This window comes from Streptomyces sp. JH002, assembly GCF_050916115.1.
GTDB classification, from domain to species: Bacteria; Actinomycetota; Actinomycetes; order Streptomycetales; family Streptomycetaceae; genus Streptomyces; species Streptomyces xiamenensis.
The window spans coordinates 718,435-739,534 of record NZ_CP087989.1; the positions used below are offsets into that span (position 1 = coordinate 718,435).

18 protein-coding genes, 2 tRNA genes and 1 pseudogene are annotated in these 21,100 nt (G+C 68.9%); 16 read left to right on the forward strand and 5 right to left on the reverse strand.

Annotated features, from left to right (window positions below; all coding sequences use genetic code 11):
* The first annotated feature begins 125 nt into the window (after positions 1 to 125).
* Both H7827_RS02965 and H7827_RS02970 read left to right on the forward strand, forming a co-directional pair.
* Entirely contained in the window at positions 126 to 1,229 is a 1,104-nt protein-coding gene (locus H7827_RS02965) for a non-reducing end alpha-L-arabinofuranosidase family hydrolase (RefSeq protein ID WP_432742426.1), read from the forward strand.
* 83 nt (positions 1,230 to 1,312) lie between these two features.
* On the forward strand, positions 1,313 to 2,227 hold the full coding sequence (locus H7827_RS02970; protein WP_432742428.1) for an alpha/beta hydrolase family protein: 915 nt from the start codon (positions 1,313 to 1,315) through the stop codon (positions 2,225 to 2,227).
* Positions 2,228 to 2,386: 159 nt separating this feature from the next.
* On the opposite strand, the gene H7827_RS02975 is transcribed toward H7827_RS02970, so the two are convergent.
* The gene (locus tag H7827_RS02975) at positions 2,387 to 3,157 is read right to left on the reverse strand and encodes a FadR/GntR family transcriptional regulator (protein ID WP_432742430.1); all 771 of its coding nucleotides are present in this window, start codon (positions 3,155 to 3,157) and stop codon (positions 2,387 to 2,389) included.
* A 153-nt stretch (positions 3,158 to 3,310) separates the two neighbouring features.
* On the opposite strand from H7827_RS02975, the gene H7827_RS02980 reads away from it, so the two are divergent.
* From H7827_RS02980 to H7827_RS03005, 6 genes are all read left to right on the forward strand, one after another.
* Positions 3,311 to 4,576 carry an ABC transporter substrate-binding protein gene (locus H7827_RS02980; protein WP_432742431.1) on the forward strand — a complete coding sequence of 422 codons (1,266 nt, stop codon included), beginning with the start codon at positions 3,311 to 3,313 and terminating at the stop codon, positions 4,574 to 4,576.
* Positions 4,577 to 4,718: 142 nt separating this feature from the next.
* Positions 4,719 to 5,564, forward strand: a complete 846-nt coding sequence (locus H7827_RS02985) for a carbohydrate ABC transporter permease (RefSeq protein WP_432747925.1) — start codon at positions 4,719 to 4,721, stop codon at positions 5,562 to 5,564.
* Positions 5,564 to 6,391 carry a carbohydrate ABC transporter permease gene (locus tag H7827_RS02990; protein ID WP_432742433.1) on the forward strand — a complete coding sequence of 276 codons (828 nt, stop codon included), beginning with the start codon at positions 5,564 to 5,566 and terminating at the stop codon, positions 6,389 to 6,391. Before H7827_RS02985 ends, H7827_RS02990 begins: the two co-directional genes overlap by 1 nt.
* Position 6,392: 1 nt before the next feature.
* A complete protein-coding gene (locus tag H7827_RS02995) occupies positions 6,393 to 7,655 on the forward strand; it encodes a mandelate racemase/muconate lactonizing enzyme family protein (RefSeq protein ID WP_432742435.1) in 1,263 nt (420 codons plus the stop codon).
* A gap of 3 nt (positions 7,656 to 7,658) precedes the next feature.
* Complete coding sequence (locus H7827_RS03000; RefSeq protein ID WP_432742437.1) at positions 7,659 to 9,695, forward strand: right-handed parallel beta-helix repeat-containing protein; 2,037 nt, start codon at positions 7,659 to 7,661, stop codon at positions 9,693 to 9,695.
* Between the two features lie 550 nt (positions 9,696 to 10,245).
* The gene (locus H7827_RS03005; RefSeq protein ID WP_386535697.1) at positions 10,246 to 11,286 is read left to right on the forward strand and encodes an NAD-dependent epimerase/dehydratase family protein; all 1,041 of its coding nucleotides are present in this window, start codon (positions 10,246 to 10,248) and stop codon (positions 11,284 to 11,286) included.
* On the opposite strand, the gene H7827_RS03010 is transcribed toward H7827_RS03005, so the two are convergent.
* Complete coding sequence (locus tag H7827_RS03010) at positions 11,268 to 12,602, reverse strand: hypothetical protein (RefSeq protein WP_432742439.1); 1,335 nt, start codon at positions 12,600 to 12,602, stop codon at positions 11,268 to 11,270. The two genes, H7827_RS03005 and H7827_RS03010, sit on opposite strands and share 19 nt — an antisense overlap.
* A 292-nt stretch (positions 12,603 to 12,894) precedes the next feature.
* On the opposite strand from H7827_RS03010, the gene H7827_RS03015 reads away from it, so the two are divergent.
* The 5 genes from H7827_RS03015 (at position 12,895) to H7827_RS03035 (ending at position 15,577) form a co-directional block, all read left to right on the forward strand.
* Positions 12,895 to 13,320: an ATP-binding protein gene (locus tag H7827_RS03015; protein WP_432742441.1), complete on the forward strand. Its 426-nt coding sequence runs from the start codon at positions 12,895 to 12,897 to the stop codon at positions 13,318 to 13,320.
* Between the two features lie 343 nt (positions 13,321 to 13,663).
* Positions 13,664 to 13,969: a hypothetical protein gene (locus H7827_RS03020; RefSeq protein ID WP_432742443.1), complete on the forward strand. Its 306-nt coding sequence runs from the start codon at positions 13,664 to 13,666 to the stop codon at positions 13,967 to 13,969.
* Entirely contained in the window at positions 13,966 to 14,337 is a 372-nt protein-coding gene (locus H7827_RS03025) for a hypothetical protein (RefSeq protein WP_386535684.1), read from the forward strand. The genes H7827_RS03020 and H7827_RS03025 overlap by 4 nt, the downstream gene beginning before the upstream one ends.
* A gap of 128 nt (positions 14,338 to 14,465) precedes the next feature.
* Positions 14,466 to 14,538, forward strand: a tRNA-Ser gene (locus H7827_RS03030).
* A gap of 103 nt (positions 14,539 to 14,641) precedes the next feature.
* On the forward strand, positions 14,642 to 15,577 hold the full coding sequence (locus tag H7827_RS03035; protein ID WP_432742445.1) for a TauD/TfdA family dioxygenase: 936 nt from the start codon (positions 14,642 to 14,644) through the stop codon (positions 15,575 to 15,577).
* Between the two features lie 40 nt (positions 15,578 to 15,617).
* On the opposite strand, the gene H7827_RS03040 is transcribed toward H7827_RS03035, so the two are convergent.
* Positions 15,618 to 16,391 carry a glycosyltransferase family 2 protein gene (locus tag H7827_RS03040; protein WP_432742447.1) on the reverse strand — a complete coding sequence of 258 codons (774 nt, stop codon included), beginning with the start codon at positions 16,389 to 16,391 and terminating at the stop codon, positions 15,618 to 15,620.
* A 67-nt stretch (positions 16,392 to 16,458) separates the two neighbouring features.
* Here H7827_RS03040 and H7827_RS03045 point away from each other — a divergent pair, with 67 nt between their 5' ends.
* Entirely contained in the window at positions 16,459 to 17,721 is a 1,263-nt protein-coding gene (locus tag H7827_RS03045; RefSeq protein ID WP_432742449.1) for a nucleotide sugar dehydrogenase, read from the forward strand.
* Positions 17,722 to 17,937: 216 nt separating this feature from the next.
* Here H7827_RS03045 and H7827_RS03050 read toward each other — a convergent pair.
* Positions 17,938 to 18,025 (reverse strand) — tRNA-Leu (locus tag H7827_RS03050).
* Between the two features lie 194 nt (positions 18,026 to 18,219).
* Between H7827_RS03050 and H7827_RS03055 the strand changes: the two genes are divergently transcribed.
* Both H7827_RS03055 and H7827_RS03060 read left to right on the forward strand, forming a co-directional pair.
* Positions 18,220 to 19,605 carry a cellulase family glycosylhydrolase gene (locus tag H7827_RS03055; protein ID WP_432742451.1) on the forward strand — a complete coding sequence of 462 codons (1,386 nt, stop codon included), beginning with the start codon at positions 18,220 to 18,222 and terminating at the stop codon, positions 19,603 to 19,605.
* A gap of 129 nt (positions 19,606 to 19,734) precedes the next feature.
* Positions 19,735 to 20,208, forward strand: a pseudogene (locus tag H7827_RS03060) (alpha/beta fold hydrolase); the annotation flags it as partial.
* Positions 20,209 to 20,503: 295 nt separating this feature from the next.
* On the opposite strand, the gene H7827_RS03065 reads toward H7827_RS03060, so the two are convergent.
* Positions 20,504 to 21,079 carry a hypothetical protein gene (locus H7827_RS03065; RefSeq protein WP_432742453.1) on the reverse strand — a complete coding sequence of 192 codons (576 nt, stop codon included), beginning with the start codon at positions 21,077 to 21,079 and terminating at the stop codon, positions 20,504 to 20,506.
* Between the last annotated feature and the right edge of the window lie 21 nt (positions 21,080 to 21,100).

Below are 21,100 nucleotides of genomic sequence, written 5' to 3' on the forward strand. Positions count from 1 at the left end.
CAGGACGTACGCGCACCATCCGTTTTGTTCCGGTGAGGTCCCCCCACGCCCCGCTGTGCCGGACACCATGGCCTGGCGATGTTCGTGTGGGTGAGCCCACCGGCCGAGCCGACACGGAGTCTTTGATGCCTGCCTCAGTACGCCGCTCCCGCTCCCGGCCCCTCCACGCGGCCGTCGTCCTCCTGCTCGGTGTGGCTTTGGCGCTGGTCGCCGCGCCCGCCTCCGGTGAGCAGGCGGACGACATCGCCCCCCAGGCCGACCCCGCGCAGCAGCAGTTACCCGACACCTTCCAGTGGTCCTCCGGCGGGCCCCTGATCTCCCCCGCGCCGAACCTCAACTCGGTCGCGGCCAAGGACCCGTCGGTGGTCCAGGACGACGACGGCACCTGGCACGTCTTCTTCACCAGAGTCGACACCAGCGGCGACTGGGGCCTGGCCCACACGAGCTTCACCGACTGGTCACAGGCCGCGAGTGCTCCGCAGACCGACCTGGAAGCCGCTTCCGCCATCGGGCCCGGCTACCGCGCCGCGCCTCACGCGTTCTACTTCGCGCCCCACGACGAGTGGTACCTCGTCTACCAGACCGGCCTGCCGTCGTTCTCCACCACCACAGACCCCAACGACCCGACCAGTTGGTCCGCGCCGCGGAACTTCATGGACAGCGTGCCCGAGGTGGTCCGGCAGAACATCGGCAACGGCAACTGGCTCGACTTCTTCGTCATCTGCGACGACACCATGTGCTACCTGTTCTCCGCGGACGACAACGGCCACGTCTACCGGTCCGAAACCACCATGGCGGACTTCCCCAACGGCTTCGACAACACGCAGATCGTCCTGGAGGACGGCGCGTACGACCTCTTCGAGGGCGGCGCCGTCTACCGCGTCGGCGACACCGACACCTATCTGCTGATCTGGGAGGCTATCGGCCCGGACGGCCGGCGCTGGTACCGCGCCTTCACCGCCCAGGGCCTGACCGGCCGGTGGACGCCGCTGGCCGACACCCAGCAGAACCCCTTCGCCAGCCGCAACAACGTCACCTTCGAATCCGGTGCCTGGACGCAGGACATCAGCCACGGCGAGCTGATCCGCGCCACCAACGACCAGACCATGACCATCGACCCGTGCGACCTCCGGCTCCTCTACCAGGGCATCGACCCCTCCGCAGGCGGCGAATACTCTCAGCTCCCCTGGCGTCTGGGCCTGGCCACCAGCACCACGAACAGCTGCTGATCCCCGCACGGGGCCGGGGCCGCCCGGCCCTCGGCCGCACCTCCCCCACTATCCCCCATCATCCCCCACACAAGGAGTCACCCATGACGATGCGACGACGCACGCTCCTGGGTCTCGGCGCCGCCGGAGCGATCGGGACCGGCGCCGCCCTGCTCGGCGCCGCACCGGCCCAGGCACTCCCCGCCCACCGAACCCGGCAGGCACCCACGCAGGCCTTCGCCGTCGGAGTCCGGGAATACCACTGGGCGCGCGGCGGCCGTTCGCTGTTCACCAAGGTGTTCTACCCGGCCACCGGCACCCCCGGCGGCCAGCCCGTCCCCAACGCGCCGGTCGCCGACGGAGTGTTCCCCGTCGCCGAGTTCAGCCACGGCATGGGGTGCAACTCCGACTGCTACTCCTCGCAGACCAATGGTCTGGCCGCGGCGGGCTTCATCTGCCCCGCTCCTTCCTTCTCCGACAACACCAACCTCGGGAGCGTCTACGGCGGCGAGTGGTCGAGGGACGTGTCCGAGGTCATCACCCGGACACTGGCGCTCGGCGACTCCTGGGACGACCCGATGGCCGGGCACATCGACACCGGCGCCGGAGTCGGCGTCTCCGGCCACTCCATGGGCGGCATGACCACCCAGGGACTGGTCACCGCGTGGCCGGACGACCGCATCGCCGCGGCGGCGCCGATCGCCTGTGTGGACATGGGCGACCCGACCGGCGCGGTCAGGGCCAACGTGCTGTTCATCCACGGCGACCGGGACCCGACCTGTGACTACCAATCGGCCCGCGCCGCGTACGACAAGGTCGCCGCTCCCAAGGCCTTCCTCACCCATGTGGGGGCGGACCACGGCTCCTACCTGATCCCGGACTTCCCGGCCTACCCGCAGACCGAGAACACCTTCCTCGACTGGTTCCGCTGGAGCCTGTACGGCGACACCGGCGCCCGTGACCGCCTTCCGGCCGGTGCCACGGCCGATGGCACCAGGTGGGAGGCGGTACTGGGGTAGTCCGACCGTGTGTTGGTGCCTTCCCGGGGCCGGCCGCCGTCTCTTCCCCCGGCGACGGCGGCCGGTCCCCGGGCCCCGACCGGTGTCAACAGCGCCCGGGCACAGCACACTCGGGGCTTGGCCGGCGGATCCCGGCCGGCCCGCGGCGACCGGCAGACCTCAGCGCCGTAGCCGCACGGGCTCGCCGGGTCCGCTGCGCCGGACCAGCCACGCCTCGGTGATGTGGGCGAACATCGCCTGGGCGGCGCCGGGCGGGTCATGGGCGGCGATGCGTTCGTAGATGCGGCGGTGGCCCTCGTTGGACGCGACACACAGGGCACGCTCGGTCTTCCCCACGTACCGGGCGGTGTTGATGGCCTGGCTCTCCAGTGAGCGCACCACGGCACGGGCGATGCGGTTCCGCGAGACCCGCATGATCGTGTCGTGGAAGGCGCGGTCGTGCTCCTCGTACGTGACGTGGTCGTCCACGAGCTCGTCCATCCCGTCGACGAGCGTGCGCAGCCGGTCGACGACCTCGTCCGTGGCGAGCTGGGCGGCGAGGTTGGCCATGTCGGATTCCAACAGGCGCCGTGTGACGACGAGGTCATCGAGGATCGTCAGGCTCTCGTCCCCTTCGACGCTGGCCCCCAGCACCAGCTCGTCGAGCATGTTCCACCGGGTCGAGGGGGTCACCACGGTGCCGGCCCCCTGACGGACGTGGACCAGGCCCTTCTCCTGAAGGAGCTTCACCGCCTCGCGCACCACGGTCCGGCTGACCCCGAACGCCTCGCACAGCCCCGGCTCGGCCGGCAGGGAAGTGCCGGGCGGGTAGTCCCCCCGGACGATGCGCACCACCAACTCCGCGGTGAGCGCCCTCGCGAGGCTGGCCGGCCGGCGCACCCAGGGCGGAGGCGGCGCAGCGCCCGAAGTGGCTTGCTGTGATGCCGTCATAGTCCCTCCGGTGGCCCGCGATCAGGCGGCGCCACGAATCCCGCCGCCAGTATACGCACCACCCCTTGACGCCAAACATCATACGACTTACGTTTCCTGACCATCTGGACCGACGGGCGGGCTGCCCCGGCACCCTCCGGAGAGTGAGCGGCGATGAAGCGGCGAGCACTGTGGTCGACGGCACTGGCGGTGGCTCTGGCCCTGAGCGGCTGCGGCAGCGCGGGATCGGGTTCCGCCTCCGGCTCCCGGCAGGACACGCTGGTCGTCTGGGACTGGAAGTCCGGTGACGAGGCCGCGGCCGCCTACATCGGGGAGGCGAGGGCCGACTTCGCCGAGCGACACCCGGAAGTGACCGTGGAGTTCGTGGCACAGCCCTTCGACCAGTACTACACCCTGCTCGGCACGGCCGTGCGGACCGGTCAAGGCCCCGACGTGATGCTCTTCAACGGTGGCGGCCAACTCCGGGAGCGGGCGGATGATCTGCTGCCCCTCGACGACCATGTGGCCCAGGACCGGCACAGGCTGGCGGGCTGGGAGGCGTTCTCCAGGGACGGCACCGTCTACGCGGCGCCGGTGACGCTCCAGGGACACCCCATCTACTACAACAAGGCCCTCTACGAGGAGGCCGGGCTCGACCCGGATGACCCGGCCACCACGTGGGAGGAGTTCCTCGGGGACTGCCGGACCATCGCGGAGGAGACCCCGGCCAACTGCTTCGCCCTGGGGAACAAGGAGGGCTACGGCATCCAGTTCTTCCTCTCGGCCCTGGGATCGGCCGTCCTCCCGCCACAGGAGTACGCCGACTGGATCGCCGGGAACCGGGACTGGACCTCGCCCCAGGTACGCCGGATCTTCGAACTCTGGCAGGAGGTCGACGGCGCGGGCCTGAACAACGACGGCGTCAACTCCACCGCGCTGTTCAACGACTCCCTCGCCCTCTTCTCCTCCGGCAGCGCCGCCCACATCGCCGGACTCATGTCGGACGTGGGTCACTGGGAGGAGTTCGGCGAGTTCCTCGGCGAGGACAACGTCGGCGTGCTGCGCGCACCGGTCCTCACGCAGGGGGCGGTTCCCAGCCTGCCCTACGACGGCGGCATCGGGTACGCGGTCGCGAAGGGGACCCAGAACCCGGACCTCGCCGCCGACCTGGTCCGTTCCCTCACCTCCACCAGGGCTCTGGCCGCCTTCCACGCCGACGCCGGGGCGATCGTCGCGGACACCACCGTGGACGTCTCCGGTGGCGGCCCCGCCCTGGCCACCATCGTGCGGGAGATCGAGACCGGCAGGCCCGCCCTGCATGTCGCGCTGTCGGCCCGGACGCTGGACCTGATGGGACGGCTGTCCCAACAGCTGCTGAGCGGGTCGGTCGGCGTCGATGACGCGCTGCGGCAGCTGGCCGACTCCGACCGGGCGGACTGACCCCGTGCCTGTCCACGGGTCGCCGCCCCCGGCTCACCCGGCCACGGCCGGTCCGACCGGTCGTCCGGGCGCCGCCGGTACCCGCCGCACGGCCGCGGGCAAGGGCGGGCCGCGGTACGGGACCGGTCGCCGCGCGGAACGGCTGGCGCCCTACGTCCTGCTCGCGCCGGCCATCCTGATCATCCTCGCGCTCCGGCTGTTCCCGCTGCTCCTGGGCGTCAACTTCTCCTTCACCGGCGACGGCGAGCACGACGGGCAGCCGGTCGGCCTGGACAACTACGCGGAGCTGTTGCGGGATCCGCTCTTCCGCACCGCGCTGGAGAACGTCGGGCTGCTGGTACTGCTGCTGCCGGTCGCGGTCGCGATCCCCGGCCTGCTGGCCACCTTCATCCACCTGCGTGTGCCGGGGCACCGGTTCTACCGCGGCGTCTACTTCTTCCCGGCCGTGCTCTCACCGGTGATCGTCGGCGCGATCTTCAACCTCCTGCTCGCCTTCGACGGCCCCCTGAACTCCGGGCTCGGACACCTGGGCATCGGCCCGATCGACTGGCTCGGTGATCCGGACCTCGCCATGTTCACCGTCGTCGGCGTGCACATCTGGGCGACCTTCGGGATGGCGCTGGTGGTCTTCCTGGCCGGCTTCTCCACCCTGGACCCCTCGCTCCAGGACGCCGCCCGCGTCGACGGGGCGTCGCTGCCGCAGCTCATCCGGCACGTGATCGTCCCGGGCCTGTCCCGCACCCTCCAGTTCGTCGTCGTCACCACGATGATCGGCATGCTGACCTCGATGTTCGGCCTGCTGTACGTGATGACGAGCGGCGGCCCCGAGGGCTCCACGTACCTGCCGGAGTACTACGTCTGGATCCAGCAGGGCCAGTTGAACCGGCCCGCGCTCGCCTCGGCCGCCTCGACCGTTCTGTTCGTCATCATGCTCGTCGTCGGCCTGGCACAGATCGCGCTGCTGCGCCGCTCGGGGAGGGAGAGCTGATGCGCGGCCCCCGTTTGGGCCGATGGCTGGTGGCCCTTCCCATGGCCGCCCTGGCCCTGGCGACGATCTACCCCCTGCTGTTCACGGGCAACGTCGCCATGAAGACCCGGCACGACTACGTCCTCGACCGGTTCTCCCCGGCACCGTCCCCGAACCTGGACAACGTCGCCGCGGCGTGGACCAACGCCGGCATGGGGCGGTACGTCGTCAACTCCCTCGCCGTCGTGACCTGCGCCGTGGTGGTCCTCCTGCTCATCGGCTCGATGGCCGGCTTCGCCCTGAGCCACCTGCGGTTCCGGGGCTCGCGGGTGCTCTTCCTGGGCTGCCTCGCGGCCCTGTTCGTACCCTTCCAGGTCATCATGGTCCCCCTGGCGCGGATCATGGCGGACGCCCGGCTCATGGACACCTACACCGGGCTGATCCTCGCCTACGTCGCCCAGTTCCTCCCGTTCACGATCTTCTTGATGACGAGCTACTACGCCACCATTCCCCGCGAGATCGTGGACGCGGCCAGGATCGACGGGAACACGCCCTACGGCGTCTACCGGCGCGTCATGCTGCCGATGGGGCGTCCGGCCCTGCTGTCGGTCGGCATCCTCAACGCCCTGTTCTGCTGGAACGACGTGCTCATCGCCCTGCTGATGATGCCGTCCCCCGAACACCGCACCCTGATGGTCGGGGTCACCTCACTGCGCGGCCAGTACGCCGACAACATCCCCGTCTTCGCCTCCGGGGTGCTGATCGCCGCGCTTCCGCTGCTCGTGCTCTACGTCTTCTTCCAGCGCCAGATCGCCGACGGCGTCACCGCCGGTTCCACGAAGGGATGACATGCGGATCACCGGGTATCGCACCCTGACGACCGTGCAGAGGTGGGGCCGTCCCGTCGGGGACGCCAACGGCGTCTTCGCCGACGGCGTCGTCCCCGTCCCGATCATCCTCGTGGACACGGACGAGGGCATCACCGGCGTCGGCCTGGGATCACACGCGGAAGCGGACGTCCTCTTCGCGGCCATCGAAGGTGAGGACCCGCGCGGCGTGACCGTGCTCTACGACCGCATGCTGCGGCAGACCTTCAAGGCCGGGCACGCCGGGGCCCGGTTCGGAACCATAGGCGCCCTCGACACCGCCTTGTGGGACATCAAGGCGCAAGCGGCCGGAGAACCCCTGTGGCGGCTCCTCGGCGGCCTCGACCGGACCGTCCCCGCCTACGCCTCCGGCCTCGACATCGGGCTGAACGAGGACGAACTGGTCGCGGTCTACCAGGAGTACGCCGCCCACGGCATCCGGGCGGCCAAGATCAAGGGCGGCCTCGACCCCGACCGGGACCGGCGGCGTCTGGCCCTCGTCCAGGAGGTGCTGGCCGAGGCCGCACACGGCGCACGGCCCGGCCTGATGCTCGACGCGAACGAGACCTGGACCCGTAAACAGGCCGTCCGGCACATCGCCGAGATCGAACGCACCCTGGACCTCATCTGGATCGAGGAGCCCGTGCGGCGCTGGGACGCCGAGGGCCTGGCCGCCGTCCAGCGCGGTGTCCGCACCTCGGTGGCGAGCGGGGAGAACCTGACGGGTCTGGAACAGTACCGGCCACTGCTCACCGCGGGCGCGCTCGACATCGTCCAGACCGCCGCCGTCCACGGGGTGACCCATTTCCTGCGGGTCGCCGCACTGGCCCACGCCCACGACCTCCCCGTCAGCCCGATCGGCAACACCCCCATCGGGCTGCTGCACGCCGCGACGGCCATGCCCCATCACCTGGTCAGCGAGCTCCAGGACCTTCAACCCCCGGCCGGAGTCTCCCTCGACCTGCACGTGGCGGACGGCGCGTTCGTCCTCGGCGACACTCCGGGACTCGGTCTGCGCGTCGACGCGGAAACGATCGCCGCCCGCCACACACCGCACACCGCCGCGCCGGGCACCCCGCACATCCGACCGGAGCAGGCCGGACGGCGCCTGCTCCCGGTGACCGGAAACGCGCCACGGCACCCCGCGGGGTCCACACCCCCCGCTCCGGTCCTCCAGGAACCGCGCCCCGCACCGCACCCGGATCACGACCTCCTGATGACGCCCCGCCACGACGAAAGGACGTAAGCCGTGCCCCCACCACAGCTCTCGACCCGCCTGCGCATACCCCTCGCGGCGTGTGCCGCGGCCCTGTCCACCGCGGTGTTCACCGCCCTGCCCGTTCCCACGGCACACGCCGCGCCCACCGGCCACACCATCGTCGTCGCACCCACCGGCGCCCAGCACGCCGCCGATGGCGGCCCCGGCACCGCCGAACAGCCGCTGGCGACCCTGGCGGAGGCGCAGCACCGGGCGCGGGAGCTCGCCGCCCGGGCCGACGGCGACGTCACCGTCACGCTCCTGGACGGGACGTACCGGCTCAGTGAGCCGCTGCGGTTCGATGCCGCCGACTCCGGACGGGACGGCCACACCGTGGCGTACCGGGCCGCCGAGGGAGCGCGGCCCGTGCTGACCGGGGCCGAGCCGGTCACCGGCTGGGAACTGGACGATCCGGCCACCGGCGTCTACCGGGCGGAGGTCGGCACGGGCTTCGACACCCGGCAGCTGTACGTCGACGGCGCCCTCGCCCAGCGCGCCCGCACCGCTCTGGCCCCGTCGGACATCACCCTCAACTCCACCGGCTTCACCCTGGACAACCCGGATCTCGGCTATCTCGCTGACCTGCCCGACCAGCGGCGCGTCGAACTCCAGGCGATGCTGTCGTTCACCAATCGCTTCGCGCCGGTGGACAGCATCACCGGCTCCACGGTGATCATGCGGCAGCCGGCGTGGGACAACAACACCTACGGCTACGACACGATCCAGTCGCCGTTCCGCGCGCCGACGTTCTGGCTGCTGAACTCCAAGGCGTTCCTCAACGAGCCCGGCGAGTGGTACCTGGACACCACGGGCGGAACGCTCTACTACAAGCCGCTCGCCGGGCAGGACCTGGCGAACGCGCGGGTCGAACTGCCCCGCCTGGAAACCCTGGTGGAGGTCGGTGGCAGCTACGACGAACCCGCCCACGACCTGAACTTCGCAGGGCTCACCTTCACCGGCACCACCTGGCTGCACCCCGGCTCGCCCGACGGATACGCCAACCAGCAGACCGGCACGTTCCTCACCGGTGTCCAGGAGCACCGACCCGCCGACGCGTTCACCTCCTGCGCGGCCGGGTGCAGGGGTTTCGAAGGCGCCCGCAACACCTGGGGACAGGCGCCCGCCGCCGTGCAGGTGTCGGCGGCGCACGACATCCTCTTCGAGGACAACACCTTCGTGAACCTCGGCTCGGTCGGGCTGGGCATCGGCAACGACGCCAACGCGCACGCCACCGGCGTCGGCCTCGGGACACGGGACGTCTCCGTCATCGGCAACACCTTCACCGCCGGCGCAGGCGGCGGCATCGTGGTCGGCGGAGTGCGCCCCGACGCCCACCACCCCTCCGACACACGCATGACCAACAGCGACATCCTCATCCGACACAACCGCGTCTTCTCCACCGCGCTGGAGTACCTCGACCACGACGGGATCTTCGCCAGCTACGTGACCCGGCTGACCATTGAGCACAACGAGGTGTCCGACATGCCCTACACGGGCATCGGTGTCGGATTCGGCTGGGGCGCCAACGACCCCGGCGGCAACCCCGAATACCTCAACCGCGGGCTCTACGACTTCCAGCCCGTCTACGACACACCCACCACCCTGTCCGAGGTCCGCGTGACGGGCAATCACATCAGCGACGTGATCCACACCCTGTTCGACGCCGGCTGCGTCTACACGCTGTCCGCGATGCCCGGCAGCACCATCGAGGGGAACTTCTGCGAGAACAGCGGACAGCTCGGGCTGTACTTCGACGAAGGCTCCCGGTACATCACCGCCACCCGCAACGTCTTCCTCAACACGGCGGCACAGTGGGCGCACGCCAACAACCAGAACGGCAACACCACCGGCGACCAGACCTTGACCGGTAACTACACGACCAACCCGGCCATCACCGGCCTGGTCACCGGCGAACGCGGCAACACCGTCGAGGGAACCGTCCTCTTCACTCCCGGCGACATCCCCGCCGAGGCCCGCGAGATCATCGCCGACGCCGGGCCGCCCGCGTCACACGGCAACGCGTCCTGAGGAGGGCTTGGACTCTCCCCCGGACACCCTGACCATGAGCCTCTGACCTGCTCTTCCCACCGGCCGGCGGGCCGGCAGGTCAGAGGCTCCGCGCTCCACCCCGCAGGTGCCCGCAGTGCACGGGGCCGTGGTTCACACGGTTGCTCGCGCCGAGCCTCCAAGCCCAAAAAAACGGAAACCCCCAGCTCAGCTGGGGTCTCGCCCAAGTGTCCGGGGGGACTTGAACTCTTCACCCGGACACCAGCCCCTCAGGGCTCTGACCTGCGGCAACGGCGCCTCCAAGGACGACCAGCGCCCCAGGCTGTGGCAACCCGTTCCTCGGTGTTTCCGGCTGTTCCGGACCCCTTCTGGTCACGCGCTGGTCATGCCAGACAACGTTCGCCCTCGCTCCTCACGGCTCCCTCCGCGCCCACGCCCATTCATTCATTCATCCGGTGGCTGACCCCCGAGGCGGGGAGCCTGACTGCTGGGGCCGGAACCAGTTTTCACGGAGCCTTCGCCGGAAGATCCGGGCTTGTCCTAGGTGGAGCACCCGAGGAAGGATCGCCCCATGCGAATTTTGTTGCTTGGTGGTACGTGGTTCCTCGGGCGTGCAGTAGCCGAGGAAGCGCTGAGGCGGGGGTGGGAGGTTGCCACCTTCAACCGTGGACGCTCCGGTGTCGACGTTACAGGGGTGCAAGCGATTCGCGGTGATCGAGCGGTCGTTGAAGATGTGGTCCGGCTCGCTTCGAATGGCCCATGGGATGCGGTGATTGATACGTCGTCCGCGGATCACGCTCCGGTGCGCATCCTGGCCGGGGCACGGGTATTGGAACCTGTCGCGCAGAGCTACATCTATGTCTCCACCGTCAACGCCTACAGTGGCTGGCCGAATGAGCCACTGACCGAGGCATCCGAAATCCTGGACGCCCCGGCCGAGGCCGACGAGGAGTACGGGAAGAACGGTAGCGCTGCCGCGTACTACGGCCTTCAGAAGGCGGGGGCAGAGCGCGCGGTGCAACGAACTTTCGGGGCTGGCAGAGCGACAGTGCTGCGACCGGGCGTGATCGTCGGCCCCGGGGAGTATGTTGGCCGACTGCCGTGGTGGCTGAGGCGGGCCGAGCGTGGCGGCCCGATGCTGGCACCGGGAAGTCCGAACAGGACGATCCAGCCGGTTGATGTACGGGATGTGGCTACGTTCGCGCTGGACAGAGCAGCCGTGGGCCAGGGAGCTAGCTTCAACTTGGCCGCACCGCTCCACCGGGACACGATGCGGGATTTCCTGTCGGCCTGTGTTGATGTCACTGGGGGCGGCGCAGAACTGCGTTGGGCCCCGGACGAACTACTCCTTGAACATGGTGTTCGCCAGTGGACAGAGCTTCCGTTGTGGCGCACCCACGCGGGTGCATGGGCCGTGGACTCCTCTGTTGCCCACAAGGCTGGATTCGTCAGTCGGCCACTGAGCGAGACAGTGGCCGACACCTGGGAGTGGATGCGCTCCGGCGGCATGCCTGTTGAGCATCCACGGTGGGCAGAGCACGGGATGTCAGCAAGCAGGGAGGCGGCCATCTTGGACGCGCTCCCGGCTAGCGGTCAGACCTCCAGCGCGTGATGGCTCCGTGCGCCCGCCCCGGTGATGGTGAATGCCTCGATCTGGCCACCCAGGTCGAGGGCCACCGTTGCCTCGCGGACATCGACCGCAGCGAGATCCCGGCGCAAGCCGGCCAAGCGCTCGCGGAGACCGAGCGTCCGCCATTCGCTGGGGATGTCGAAGACCGGGCTAACGGCCGCGGACGCTCCATCCAGTTCGCGTCGCAGTAACCGGGCGCGGGCCAAATCGACTGCGGCTTTGCTTCCCCAAGACATCCGTTCCTCGGCCGGGTGCCCCTGAACCAGTTCGAGGGCTTCCTCGGCTGCCGACTCGGCCTGCGCGACATCCTGAATGAGCAAGCAGCTTGTCGCGTTTGACATAGCAACGCGAGCGTCCGACATAGCGAATTCACCGCCGACTCCATCGTGCAGTTCGTCGCGTCGACCGGTGGTGTACTGCTCGACCTGGGACATGGCTGTCCGGGCGGCGGAGCGATCGCCCATGTGGGCGTGAGCGCGCGCAGCGATGGTGGCCAGTCGGATGCGGCCAGTGTCGCCGACATCGGTGAAGGTGCGAGCGGTCTGAGCTAGGCGAACCGCGTCGCTTGGCCGACCGTCCCAGTAGGCCAGGTATGCCAGGGCTCCGTGGGCGTATGCGCGCAGGGGATGGTGGTCGATGACCTCACCGTACAGCGCCGCTGTACGGGCCAGCGAGACTGCGGAGGACAGCGAGCCGAGATCAAAAGCGGCGCTAGCCATGATCGCCGCAGTGGACCCAGCCTGGAGGTACAGGCGGTCCCGTTGGCGAGGCCGCTGCGTCTGTTCCAGCATGGCCTGCGCCAGGCGAAGCAGGTCCAGACCTCGACGATATGACTCGCCCGGTGGCGTGCGGGGGTAGTCGCGGGCCAGGGTGCGTGTGTCGTCTTCCGCCTGGTCGAGAGTGAGGTCGGGCAGGGCCTTCGCTGCGGCCTCACTGGCGTGGCCGGCGGCTTCCCGTGCGGTCATGTGGAGTTCCCTCTCGTCAATCTGCGGCGTTCGCAGGCAAAGGGCCGTGGACTCGGACTCTTCATCGCCGGGTGGAGCGAGCAGCTCAGCGACCGGCCGGCTGAACATGTGCTCCAAGATCATGGAGGCCGGAGATCTCGGCAGACTTCGGACCTTGCCGCCGGTCCACCGCCTGTACGTCTGCTCCGAGAGCGTCGCTCGGGCGATCTGCGGGTCCCCCTCAGCCCTGGCTAGTTGAACAGCCGCCTCCTCGTATGCCCTGCGGAAACGGTCGTACGGCCATTGCAATTGCTGTGCCAACAGGTGGAGCAGCGTTCGGCTTGTGTTCTCCATCGCCCTCCCCCGGCGCCAGTGCGGGTGTTCTCGAAGGCTTTCGCCCTGCACAGTCAGTTTCACCTGCCTGCCTGGCTCGACACAGCTCCTACCCGGAAGTGGCATGCAAGTGGCGTCCCAGCGACATTCTGGAATCACCGGGCCTCACCATGTGGCATGTGCCGGGGCATGGCCATGGACGTCGGTCTCCTTAGACGCTTATGACGGCGCTCGCTTGACGGCTCACCTGGGTCCAGCGGTGTTGACCGTGCGCCGAATTCTCGTCTGCACCAGTCGGACCAGGAGGAAGCACATGAGCAGTTCTGTAGCCACGTACCGCCCACGAGTGCGCGAGTACCCGTTAACGGCGCGGGCCGCGGATCTTGAGCTGTGGCGGCGGGAGGCGGCCGGCGTGGCTCGGGAGTGGAGGGCGTCTCCTTCGGTAGTGAACGTGGTGCGGTTGGGGGTGACTGAGTTGCTGTCGAACGTGATCAAGCACGTGGATGACCAACGTTGTTCTCTGATGATTTACAAGCTCGGGGATGCGCTGGTGGTGTCGGTCTCCGACCGTTCTCTGGTTCTGCCTGAGGTCTGTGGTGCGCCGGATTGGGATGCCGAGTCGGGGCGCGGGCTGTGGATGTTGCAGAGCATGGCCGCGTCGGTCGGTAGTCATCGCGTGGACGGCCTCTTCAAGAAGTGTGTGTGGTTCCGCTGCGACACGGGGGCGGGCGCACGGTGAGCCGTCGGTGGGATGTGCGAAGGGTCCTGGGTCTGCTGGGTGACATGCGGCGCGGGGAGGAGGAGTTCCTCGCCGGGTCGAGGGTGCGGCGGGTGGTCCTGCCGGATGGCACGGAGTGGTGGACGGTGCCGGATCACTGGACCGCGGCGGAGGACGCGGCTCTGCGAGCGTTCGCGCGGCAGCAGGTTGGCCTCATACGGCAGACGGCGCTCCTGGTCGAGCCTGGCCTTCGGGGTGCGGGTCGTGGGTGCACAGTCGTGTCGGGTGAGGCCGCTGCGGGCGGCCGCGCGGCCGGCGCCGGGTGAGGTCGTTCAGCTGATGGTGGCGACGGAGGAGGTACGTGATGCCCGGGCATGCGCATGAGGCCCCGGCCCTGGTGGATCAGGCCCCGCTGGAGGAGATCACGCTCGATGTGGGCGTCAGCGGCGTGCGGCCGTGGGATCGGATCGAGATCGGTGGCCAGGCCGAGCGGGTGCAGTCGGTAACGGAACTGTTCGGCGGCCGGCGGATTCATTTCATTCATGGCGGGAGCGTCACGCTCGCCAACGGCCGACTGCTGCGGGTGACGCGGACGGTTCGGCGCGGGGAGATATCGCAGGCCGTCGCCGAACTTCCGCCGCCCGATACTCCCGAAGGCAGACCGTCATGACCGCTCCGACCCCGCTGGCCTGGCTGCACGTCGACAGGTTCGCCGCCTGGGTGACACGCGAAGGGACCTGCTCGATGTGCCAGCGTGAGAACGTGCCGGTGGTGTGGGCCGGATCGGTCGTCGCCCATGGCCGGGCGAAGGCCGTCCAGGCATGCGCGGACTGCTTGCGGCGCCTGGCCGACTTCGTACGCGGCGAGGTGGCGGGGCCGTGCGGTCCGACGCGGCACGGTACCGGGACATCGCCCCACCTACCCGCCTCGCCCACCGCGTCCCCACCGGACCCGCTTGGCCGCGCGTACGCCATCGCCCTGCTGGGCCTGGGCGCGCTGGTCGCCGGACTCGCGCGAACCTGGTGGCCCGGCCACTGACCCCGGCCACCCCCTGAACGTCCCGCCGCCGCGCCCCCCTTCCACCCCGTGCGCGGCGGTGGGGCCCGATCTCCCGCACCTCGACGGCTGGCCGAGGCGCGGGAGGGGGCCCCTCACAGGAGCACCAGGCCCGGATACGCCAACGGATGAACGGGCGCGCTCGAAACGCGCTGCGTGCCGGTTCAAATCCGGCTCCGGGCACGCCGGGAACCCCGGCTTCACACACTTCGAGAAACAGTGCCACGAACCGACATGGCTACTCCGCCCAACGGGGCGGAGTGAATCCTCAGAAAGGATCGATGCGATGCCCGAAATCGCGGGCGACTGGGACGGCTTCATCGACCTATCGGCAGAACTGGAAGAAGTCCTGATCGATATCGGCAAGGCCCTTCCCCCCTGGACCGTGGATGGCGCCTTCCTCGCAGAGTCCACGATCGAGCAGTACCGCACCCAGCTGCATTCGGCCCCGCTGTTCGCTGCGTTCCGGGAGTCACTTATCGGCGCGTTGAGCAGCGCAAACCGGGGCTACACCGTGGTGCGCCTGCGGAACATCGCTCAGAGACTCGGAACGGACGACGCGTTCCGGCGCCTGGCCACGGCGATTCTCGCCGAAGTCGCGACTCCGTTCCAGCCCTTCCACAGGTGGCCGCTGTGGAAGGAGATCGGGACCAATCCCGACGCCAACCCCGGCCTGTCAACTGGCACGGGGTACAACGCGTTTCACATGGACTTGGTCAACGCGACCCAGCCCCCCGACTACACGACCCTGCTGTGCGTCAGGCCGGACGCACTCGGTGCCGGCGCGAGCATCCTCTCCGATGCCCGCGCCGCCGTATTACGACTGACGCCCTCAAGTCGAAGCCTCCTGGCCGACGCGGCCTACCGCTACGGATCCTTCTTCGATCTGTCCGACGTCGGCGAGGAGTACAACCCCTTCCCCATCCTGGACGGCGAACCCGCGGATCTGGGATTCGTCCGGTTCACCGCCAAGATGCTCGCCGAGTCCGGACTCGATGAGGCACACACCCGGGCCGCTGAGGAACTCGCAGACCAGCTGGTCGCCGGCCAGGTGTCCTTCACTCTCCAGCGCGGTGACTTCCTCATCGTGAACCAGCACCGCTGGGTCCACGGACGCCAACCGCTGGGCACCGGCCAGCGTGACATCGTGCCGAAGGAACGCCGCCTGTTGCTCCAACTGTTCCTGCGCGATGCAGGAGTGGACGGACCCTTCGCCGCGTAGGCCAGTGAGCACGAACGGTTGCCGGGCTCCGCTGACGCTCTCAGATTCGCGATTTGCGCACCGAGTGCCAAGCCGCCCCAGCCAGCGCCCGAGTTGACTGAGGCACCGACAGCCGTTCGTGCTCGCGGTAGAGCGACCAGTTGTACCGGACCAGAGACAGTTTGTTCGAGGACAGAGACCCGGCCCGGCCAGCCCTATACAGGGCCAGCGGCTCGGACAAAGCTCGGGCCTCGATCCCGTCACGCATGATCGACAACCACAGCGCATAGTCCTGGCGCTTGGGCATCTCCGGCATCAGCCTCGTGCCGAGCACGCTGCGGTCGTACATGGCAGTCAGCGCGCCGATGTGGTCCTGGACCAGCATCGCCCGGTAGTCGACGTGTTCTCGGGCCTCGACCACACGCCCGTTAGGGATGAAGTCCGTGCTTTCGCCATCATATTCAGCATCCACTTTGAAGTAGGAAGTGAATGTCAAAGGTGTATCAGCTGTCGCGGCGAAGTCGAGCTGCCGCTCCAGCTTGTCCCGGAGCCACATGTCGTCACTGTCAAGAAAAGCGATGTAATCCCCGCGGGCACGCTCAATAGCAAGATTGCGGGCCCGACCAGCACCGCCCCGTTCAGGTGCTGCCTCCGGCAAAACCCGCGAGTCCTGCCCAGCAAACTCCATCAGCATGTCCATAGAGCCATCGGAAGACGCATCGTCGGTGACCAGAATCTCCAGGTCTTCATGGCTCTGTGTGAGTACCGACCGGATTGAGGATCCGAGAGTGACGGCCGAGTTATACACAGGCATCACAACAGATACCAGCGGCACAGCGTTTCTCCTTGCTAGGCCAAAGACGACGGTCCATTCAAGCACTGAAATTGTAGTAGGAGCTGCCATGCATGTTGTTGTGGTCGGCCAGGGCTACGTGGGACTCCCGCTGGCCGTGCGAGCGGCCGAGGTCGGCCATCAGGTCGTCGGGTACGACATCGACCCACACCGGGTCGACAAACTGACCCGCGGCGAGTCGTACATCGAAGACATCACGACCGACCGGCTGCGTCTGGTCCTCGGGAGCGGGAACTATCAGCCGTCCGTCGATCGGGCCGACCTGGCAGGCTACGACGTAGGGGTGATCACCGTCCCGACACCATTGCACGAAGGGGTGCCCGACCTCTCCTACATCGAGGCGGCCGGCGAAGCGCTAGCCGCACATCTGAGGCCGGGGACCATGGTGGTACTGGAGTCCACGACCTACCCAGGCACCACCGAGGAACTGCTTGCGCCACTGTTGGAGAAGGGCTCCGGGCTGATCGCCGGTCGCGATTTTCACCTGGGATACAGCCCCGAGCGGATCGACCCGGGCAACCCGGTCTGGTGTCTGGAGAACACCCCGAAAATCGTCTCCGGGATCGACCGGGACTCGCTGCATGCGGTGAACAGCTTCTACCGGCAACTGGTGGGGCGAACCGTGCCCACCTTCTCCTGCAAGGAGGCCGAGCTGACCAAGCTGCTGGAGAACACCTTCCGGCACGTCAATATCGCACTGGTCAACGAGCTGGCAGTGTTCGCTCACGACCTGGGGATCGACATCTGGGGGGCGATTGACGCGGCGGCCACGAAGCCGTTCGGGTTCATGCGGTTCGACCCGGGTCCGGGGGTCGGTGGACACTGCTTGCCGATTGACCCGTCGTTCCTCTCCTGGCGTGTGGAACGTGCGCTCGGTCGGTCGTTCCGTTTTGTCGAGCTGGCCAACGACGTGAACAGCCACATGCCGGACTACGTGGTGCGGCGTCTCACGGAAGGGTTGAACCACCGGCGCCGACCGGTCAACGGCTCCCGGGTACTCCTGCTTGGCCTGGCATATAAGGCGAACACCGGAGATGCGCGAGAAGCCCCGGCCGCTCGGATCGCCGAGCTGCTTCTCGACCTCGGCGCGGAGGTACGCGGTGCCGACCCACTCGTGGTGGCGGACACTCCCACCGATGCACGCTTGGTTCGAGTGGACGCGACTGCGGAGGAGATCGCAACGTCCGACGTCGTGGTACTGCTCACGGACCATGCTGAATTCGACTACGAGTCGCTTCTTGAACACGCGCCGTACGTGCTCGACTGCCGAAATCGCCTGTCCGGTGCAGGTGAGAAAGTCTCGGCCCTGTAAGCGTCGGGGCACGGAGCCCTCAGGAAATGGGCGGTCCGATGCTTCGGCAGAGAAAGCCGCGGGACGAGGGTGCCCGGAAGCCGGCCGCATTCAGCGCCGGCCGGAACGGACTGGGCGAGGTCGTCCGACGACCAAGCTCGTTCACGGGCTGGTCACTGCGGTGGTCACGACTAGGTCCTGACAACACAAAAACCCCAGGTGAACTGGGGTTCCTGCTGGTGTCCGAGGGGGGACTTGAACCCCCACGCCCATAAGAGGGCACTAGCACCTCAAGCTAGCGCGTCTGCCATTCCGCCACCCGGACGGGGTGTGTCGCTGTGACGACGACAACGATACCAAGCTCCGCCGGGTGCTCCGCACACACTCACAGCCCGTGGCCGGGTGGTGACTTTGGTGGGATTCGGTGGGGGTCTGCGCGATGTCTTGACGGCTTACGGGTGCGATGGGTTCATGGGAGCGCTCCCAATGTTCCCGTCGTGCTCACTCTCTGGAGTCGCAGTGAGAACAGCAAGAAGCACCAGACGCAAACGCCCACTGACCGCGCTGCTGGCCGCCCTGGCCGGGATGATCGGGGTCCTCGTGCTCGGCGGCCCCGGGGCGGCCACCGCGCAGGCGCAGGAGGAGCCGGCCCTCGCCACCGGACTGCACATCAGCGACGGCCGGCTGGTCGAAGGCAACGGCAACGACTTCATCATGCGTGGCGTGAACCACGCCCACACCTGGTACCCCGGCGAGACCCAGTCGCTGGCCGATGTGAAGGCGCTGGGGTCCAACACCGTACGGGTCGTGCTGTCCAACGGCTACCGGTGGTCCGAGAACAGCGCCGCCGATGTGGCCTCCGTCGTCGCCCAGTGCAAGGCCAACCGGCTCATCTGTGTGCTGGAGGTCCACGACACCACCGGATACGGGGAGGAGGCCGCGGCCGACACCCTGGACGGCGCCGCCGACTACTGGATCGGGCTCCAGAGCGTCCTCACCGGTGAGGAGGACTACGTCATCATCAACATCGGCAACGAGCCGTGGGGCAACACCAACCCCGAGGGCTGGACCGCGCCCACCATCGCCGCCGTCGAGAAGCTGCGGAACGCCGGCTTCGAGCACACGATCATGGTGGACGCGCCCAACTGGGGCCAGGACTGGCAGGGCGTGATGCGCGCCACCGCCCAGTCCGTCTACGAGGCCGACACCACCGGCAATCTGATCTTCTCGATCCACATGTACAGCGTCTACGACACGGCGCAGAAGATCACCGACTACCTGGGGTCGTTCGTCCAGGCCGGGCTGCCTCTGGTGATCGGTGAGTTCGGCGGGCCGCCGGACGAGTGGGGCGATCCGGACGAGGACGCCATGCTCGCCGCCGCCGAGCAGTACCGGCTCGGGTATCTCGCCTGGTCCTGGTCCGGCAACACCGACCCCATCCTCGACCTCGCGATCGACTTCGACCCCAGCCGGCTCAGCTCCTGGGGCGAGCGCATCTTCCACGGGCCCAACGGCATCGGCGAGACCGCCCAGGAAGCCACCATCTTCGACGGCGAGGGCGGCGGCGAGGAGCCCCAGCCGAACGCCGGATGCGCGGTCGCCTACCGCGTCGTCGGCGAGTGGAGCGGCGGGTTCCAGGGCGAGATCGTCATCCGCAACACCGGCACGGCCCCCCTCAACGGCTGGACCCTGGCGTTCGTCTTTCCCAGCGGTCAGACCGTCTCCAGCATGTGGGGCGGTACCGCCACCCAGAGCGGTGGCGGGGTGAGTGTGGCACCGGCCGCGTACAACGCCGGCATCCCGGCGGGCGGGGCCGTCACGGTCGGTTTCCTCGCCGGCAAGGGGAGCGCCAACGCCGCCCCCACCGGTTTCACACTCAGTGGCGCCGCCTGCACCACCGGGTGACCCTCGCGGCCGGCGGGGACTCTGCTCTCCCCCGCCGGCCGCCGGGCGGGCAGCCGCTCCGTCGAGCCGCGGATGTCGGGACGGGCGCCCGTCCTCGCGCGTGTCGGGGCCTCAGACGTAGCCCGGCCGAGTGCTCCCGCCAGCCTGGCCTGGCTGGCCGCCGACGCGCGTCCCGGGAAGGTGGCCAAGGTCGTCCTGATCGGCGGTTTCCCCGCCGCCGACGGACGGGCCTACGCCGATCACTTCACCATCGAGGACGGCGCCATGCCCTTCCCCGGCTGGGGGCCTTTCGAGGGTGCGGATGCCGCCGACCTGGACCAGGAGGCCCGGGACCGTTTCGCGTCCGCCACGGTTCCCGTCCCCGAGGGGGTCGCCAGGGGGGTCGTGCGCCTGGCCGACGAGCGGCGCTTCGACGTGCCTGTTGTGGTGGTCTGCCCGGAGTTCACTCCTGCCGAGGCCAAGGATTGGATCGCCGCCGGTGAGAGTCCTGAGCTCGCCCGCGCCACTCAGCTCGCGTACGTGGACCTCGACTCGGGTCACTGGCCGATGGCCACCCGCCCCCGCGAACTCGCCCGCGTCCTGGCGGAGGCCGCCGGCTCCTAGCGGTGCCGGGGCCGGGCGATCGGGCCGCTGTCGGCGGTGGTCGGCCGCCCTGGCGGAAGCTCCTCGGGCCGGGCCGACCGCGTGGAACCGGTGGATCCCGCCCCGGACGGTGTTCTGCGGGCGGGCGCGGCCCGGGGTGGGTGGTTCCCGGCGGCAGATCCGGGGGGGCGTCACTGACCGTTGATGTCGTTCTCCCGGGCGCTGCCGTCACAGCCATCGCCCCGGTTGTTGAACAGCAGAGAGGTGCCGGGCGGTCCCGTGCTGCCGCGCGTTCGTTCTTCCGAGGTGGAGCCGGTCAGTCCGCCGTTTCCCGCTCGTGCGGTGCGGCGGAGGCGTCGGGCGCCCCGCCCACCACGTGCCAGGCTGTCGTGCCCCACAGGATCGTGGCCGATCCCAGGCCGGACAGGGTCAGGACCGTCGTCACCTCGGCCCCGGCGAGGGCGGTGACGCAGCCGGCGAGGCCCAGGGCGATGAGCAGGGCTCCGGTCCAGCGGTACTCGGGACGGCCGAAGGGACGGACCAGCGGGAAGAAGTGGGCCCCGACCACGACTGTGACGAGGGCCGGAATCCACTGCTGCCCGCCGGTGGCCACACAGACGGCCACGACGGCCGCGATCCCGGCCGCCTGGGCTGCGTTGGCCGTCCGGTAGGCCGGTGCGGCCCGCTCGTACGCCTCCCGGCCGCCGATGTTGTCCAGGCGGCGCACGGCGAGCACGGACAGAGCCACGACCGCGGCCAGTCCCGCGACGAGGACGACGGCCTCCCCCAGGGCGATGGCCCCCACGAGCCACCACACGGTTCCGAAGAAGAGGAGGATGACCCCCGAACCGAGGGTGCCGTGCTGGGCTCGTGGCGGGGAAAAGGCGTTCATGGTCATCATTCAAGCGGACCG

Excerpts from the sequence above, each read along its gene's own strand:
- H7827_RS03025 (WP_386535684.1), top strand. The coding sequence starts at position 13,966 with ATGACCGCTCCGACCCCGCTGGCCTGGCTGCACGTCGACAGGTTCGCC.
- H7827_RS02975 (WP_432742430.1), bottom strand. The coding sequence starts at position 3,157 with ATGACGGCATCACAGCAAGCCACTTCGGGCGCTGCGCCGCCTCCGCCC.
- H7827_RS02965 (WP_432742426.1), top strand. The coding sequence starts at position 126 with ATGCCTGCCTCAGTACGCCGCTCCCGCTCCCGGCCCCTCCACGCGGCC.
- H7827_RS03015 (WP_432742441.1), top strand. The coding sequence starts at position 12,895 with ATGAGCAGTTCTGTAGCCACGTACCGCCCACGAGTGCGCGAGTACCCG.
- H7827_RS03010 (WP_432742439.1), bottom strand. The coding sequence starts at position 12,602 with ATGGAGAACACAAGCCGAACGCTGCTCCACCTGTTGGCACAGCAATTG.
- H7827_RS02995 (WP_432742435.1), top strand. The coding sequence starts at position 6,393 with ATGCGGATCACCGGGTATCGCACCCTGACGACCGTGCAGAGGTGGGGC.
- H7827_RS03065 (WP_432742453.1), bottom strand. The coding sequence starts at position 21,079 with ATGAACGCCTTTTCCCCGCCACGAGCCCAGCACGGCACCCTCGGTTCG.
- H7827_RS02990 (WP_432742433.1), top strand. The coding sequence starts at position 5,564 with ATGCGCGGCCCCCGTTTGGGCCGATGGCTGGTGGCCCTTCCCATGGCC.
- H7827_RS02970 (WP_432742428.1), top strand. The coding sequence starts at position 1,313 with ATGACGATGCGACGACGCACGCTCCTGGGTCTCGGCGCCGCCGGAGCG.
- H7827_RS03005 (WP_386535697.1), top strand. The coding sequence starts at position 10,246 with ATGCGAATTTTGTTGCTTGGTGGTACGTGGTTCCTCGGGCGTGCAGTA.
- H7827_RS03020 (WP_432742443.1), top strand. The coding sequence starts at position 13,664 with ATGCCCGGGCATGCGCATGAGGCCCCGGCCCTGGTGGATCAGGCCCCG.
- H7827_RS03035 (WP_432742445.1), top strand. The coding sequence starts at position 14,642 with ATGCCCGAAATCGCGGGCGACTGGGACGGCTTCATCGACCTATCGGCA.
- H7827_RS03045 (WP_432742449.1), top strand. The coding sequence starts at position 16,459 with ATGCATGTTGTTGTGGTCGGCCAGGGCTACGTGGGACTCCCGCTGGCC.
- H7827_RS02980 (WP_432742431.1), top strand. The coding sequence starts at position 3,311 with ATGAAGCGGCGAGCACTGTGGTCGACGGCACTGGCGGTGGCTCTGGCC.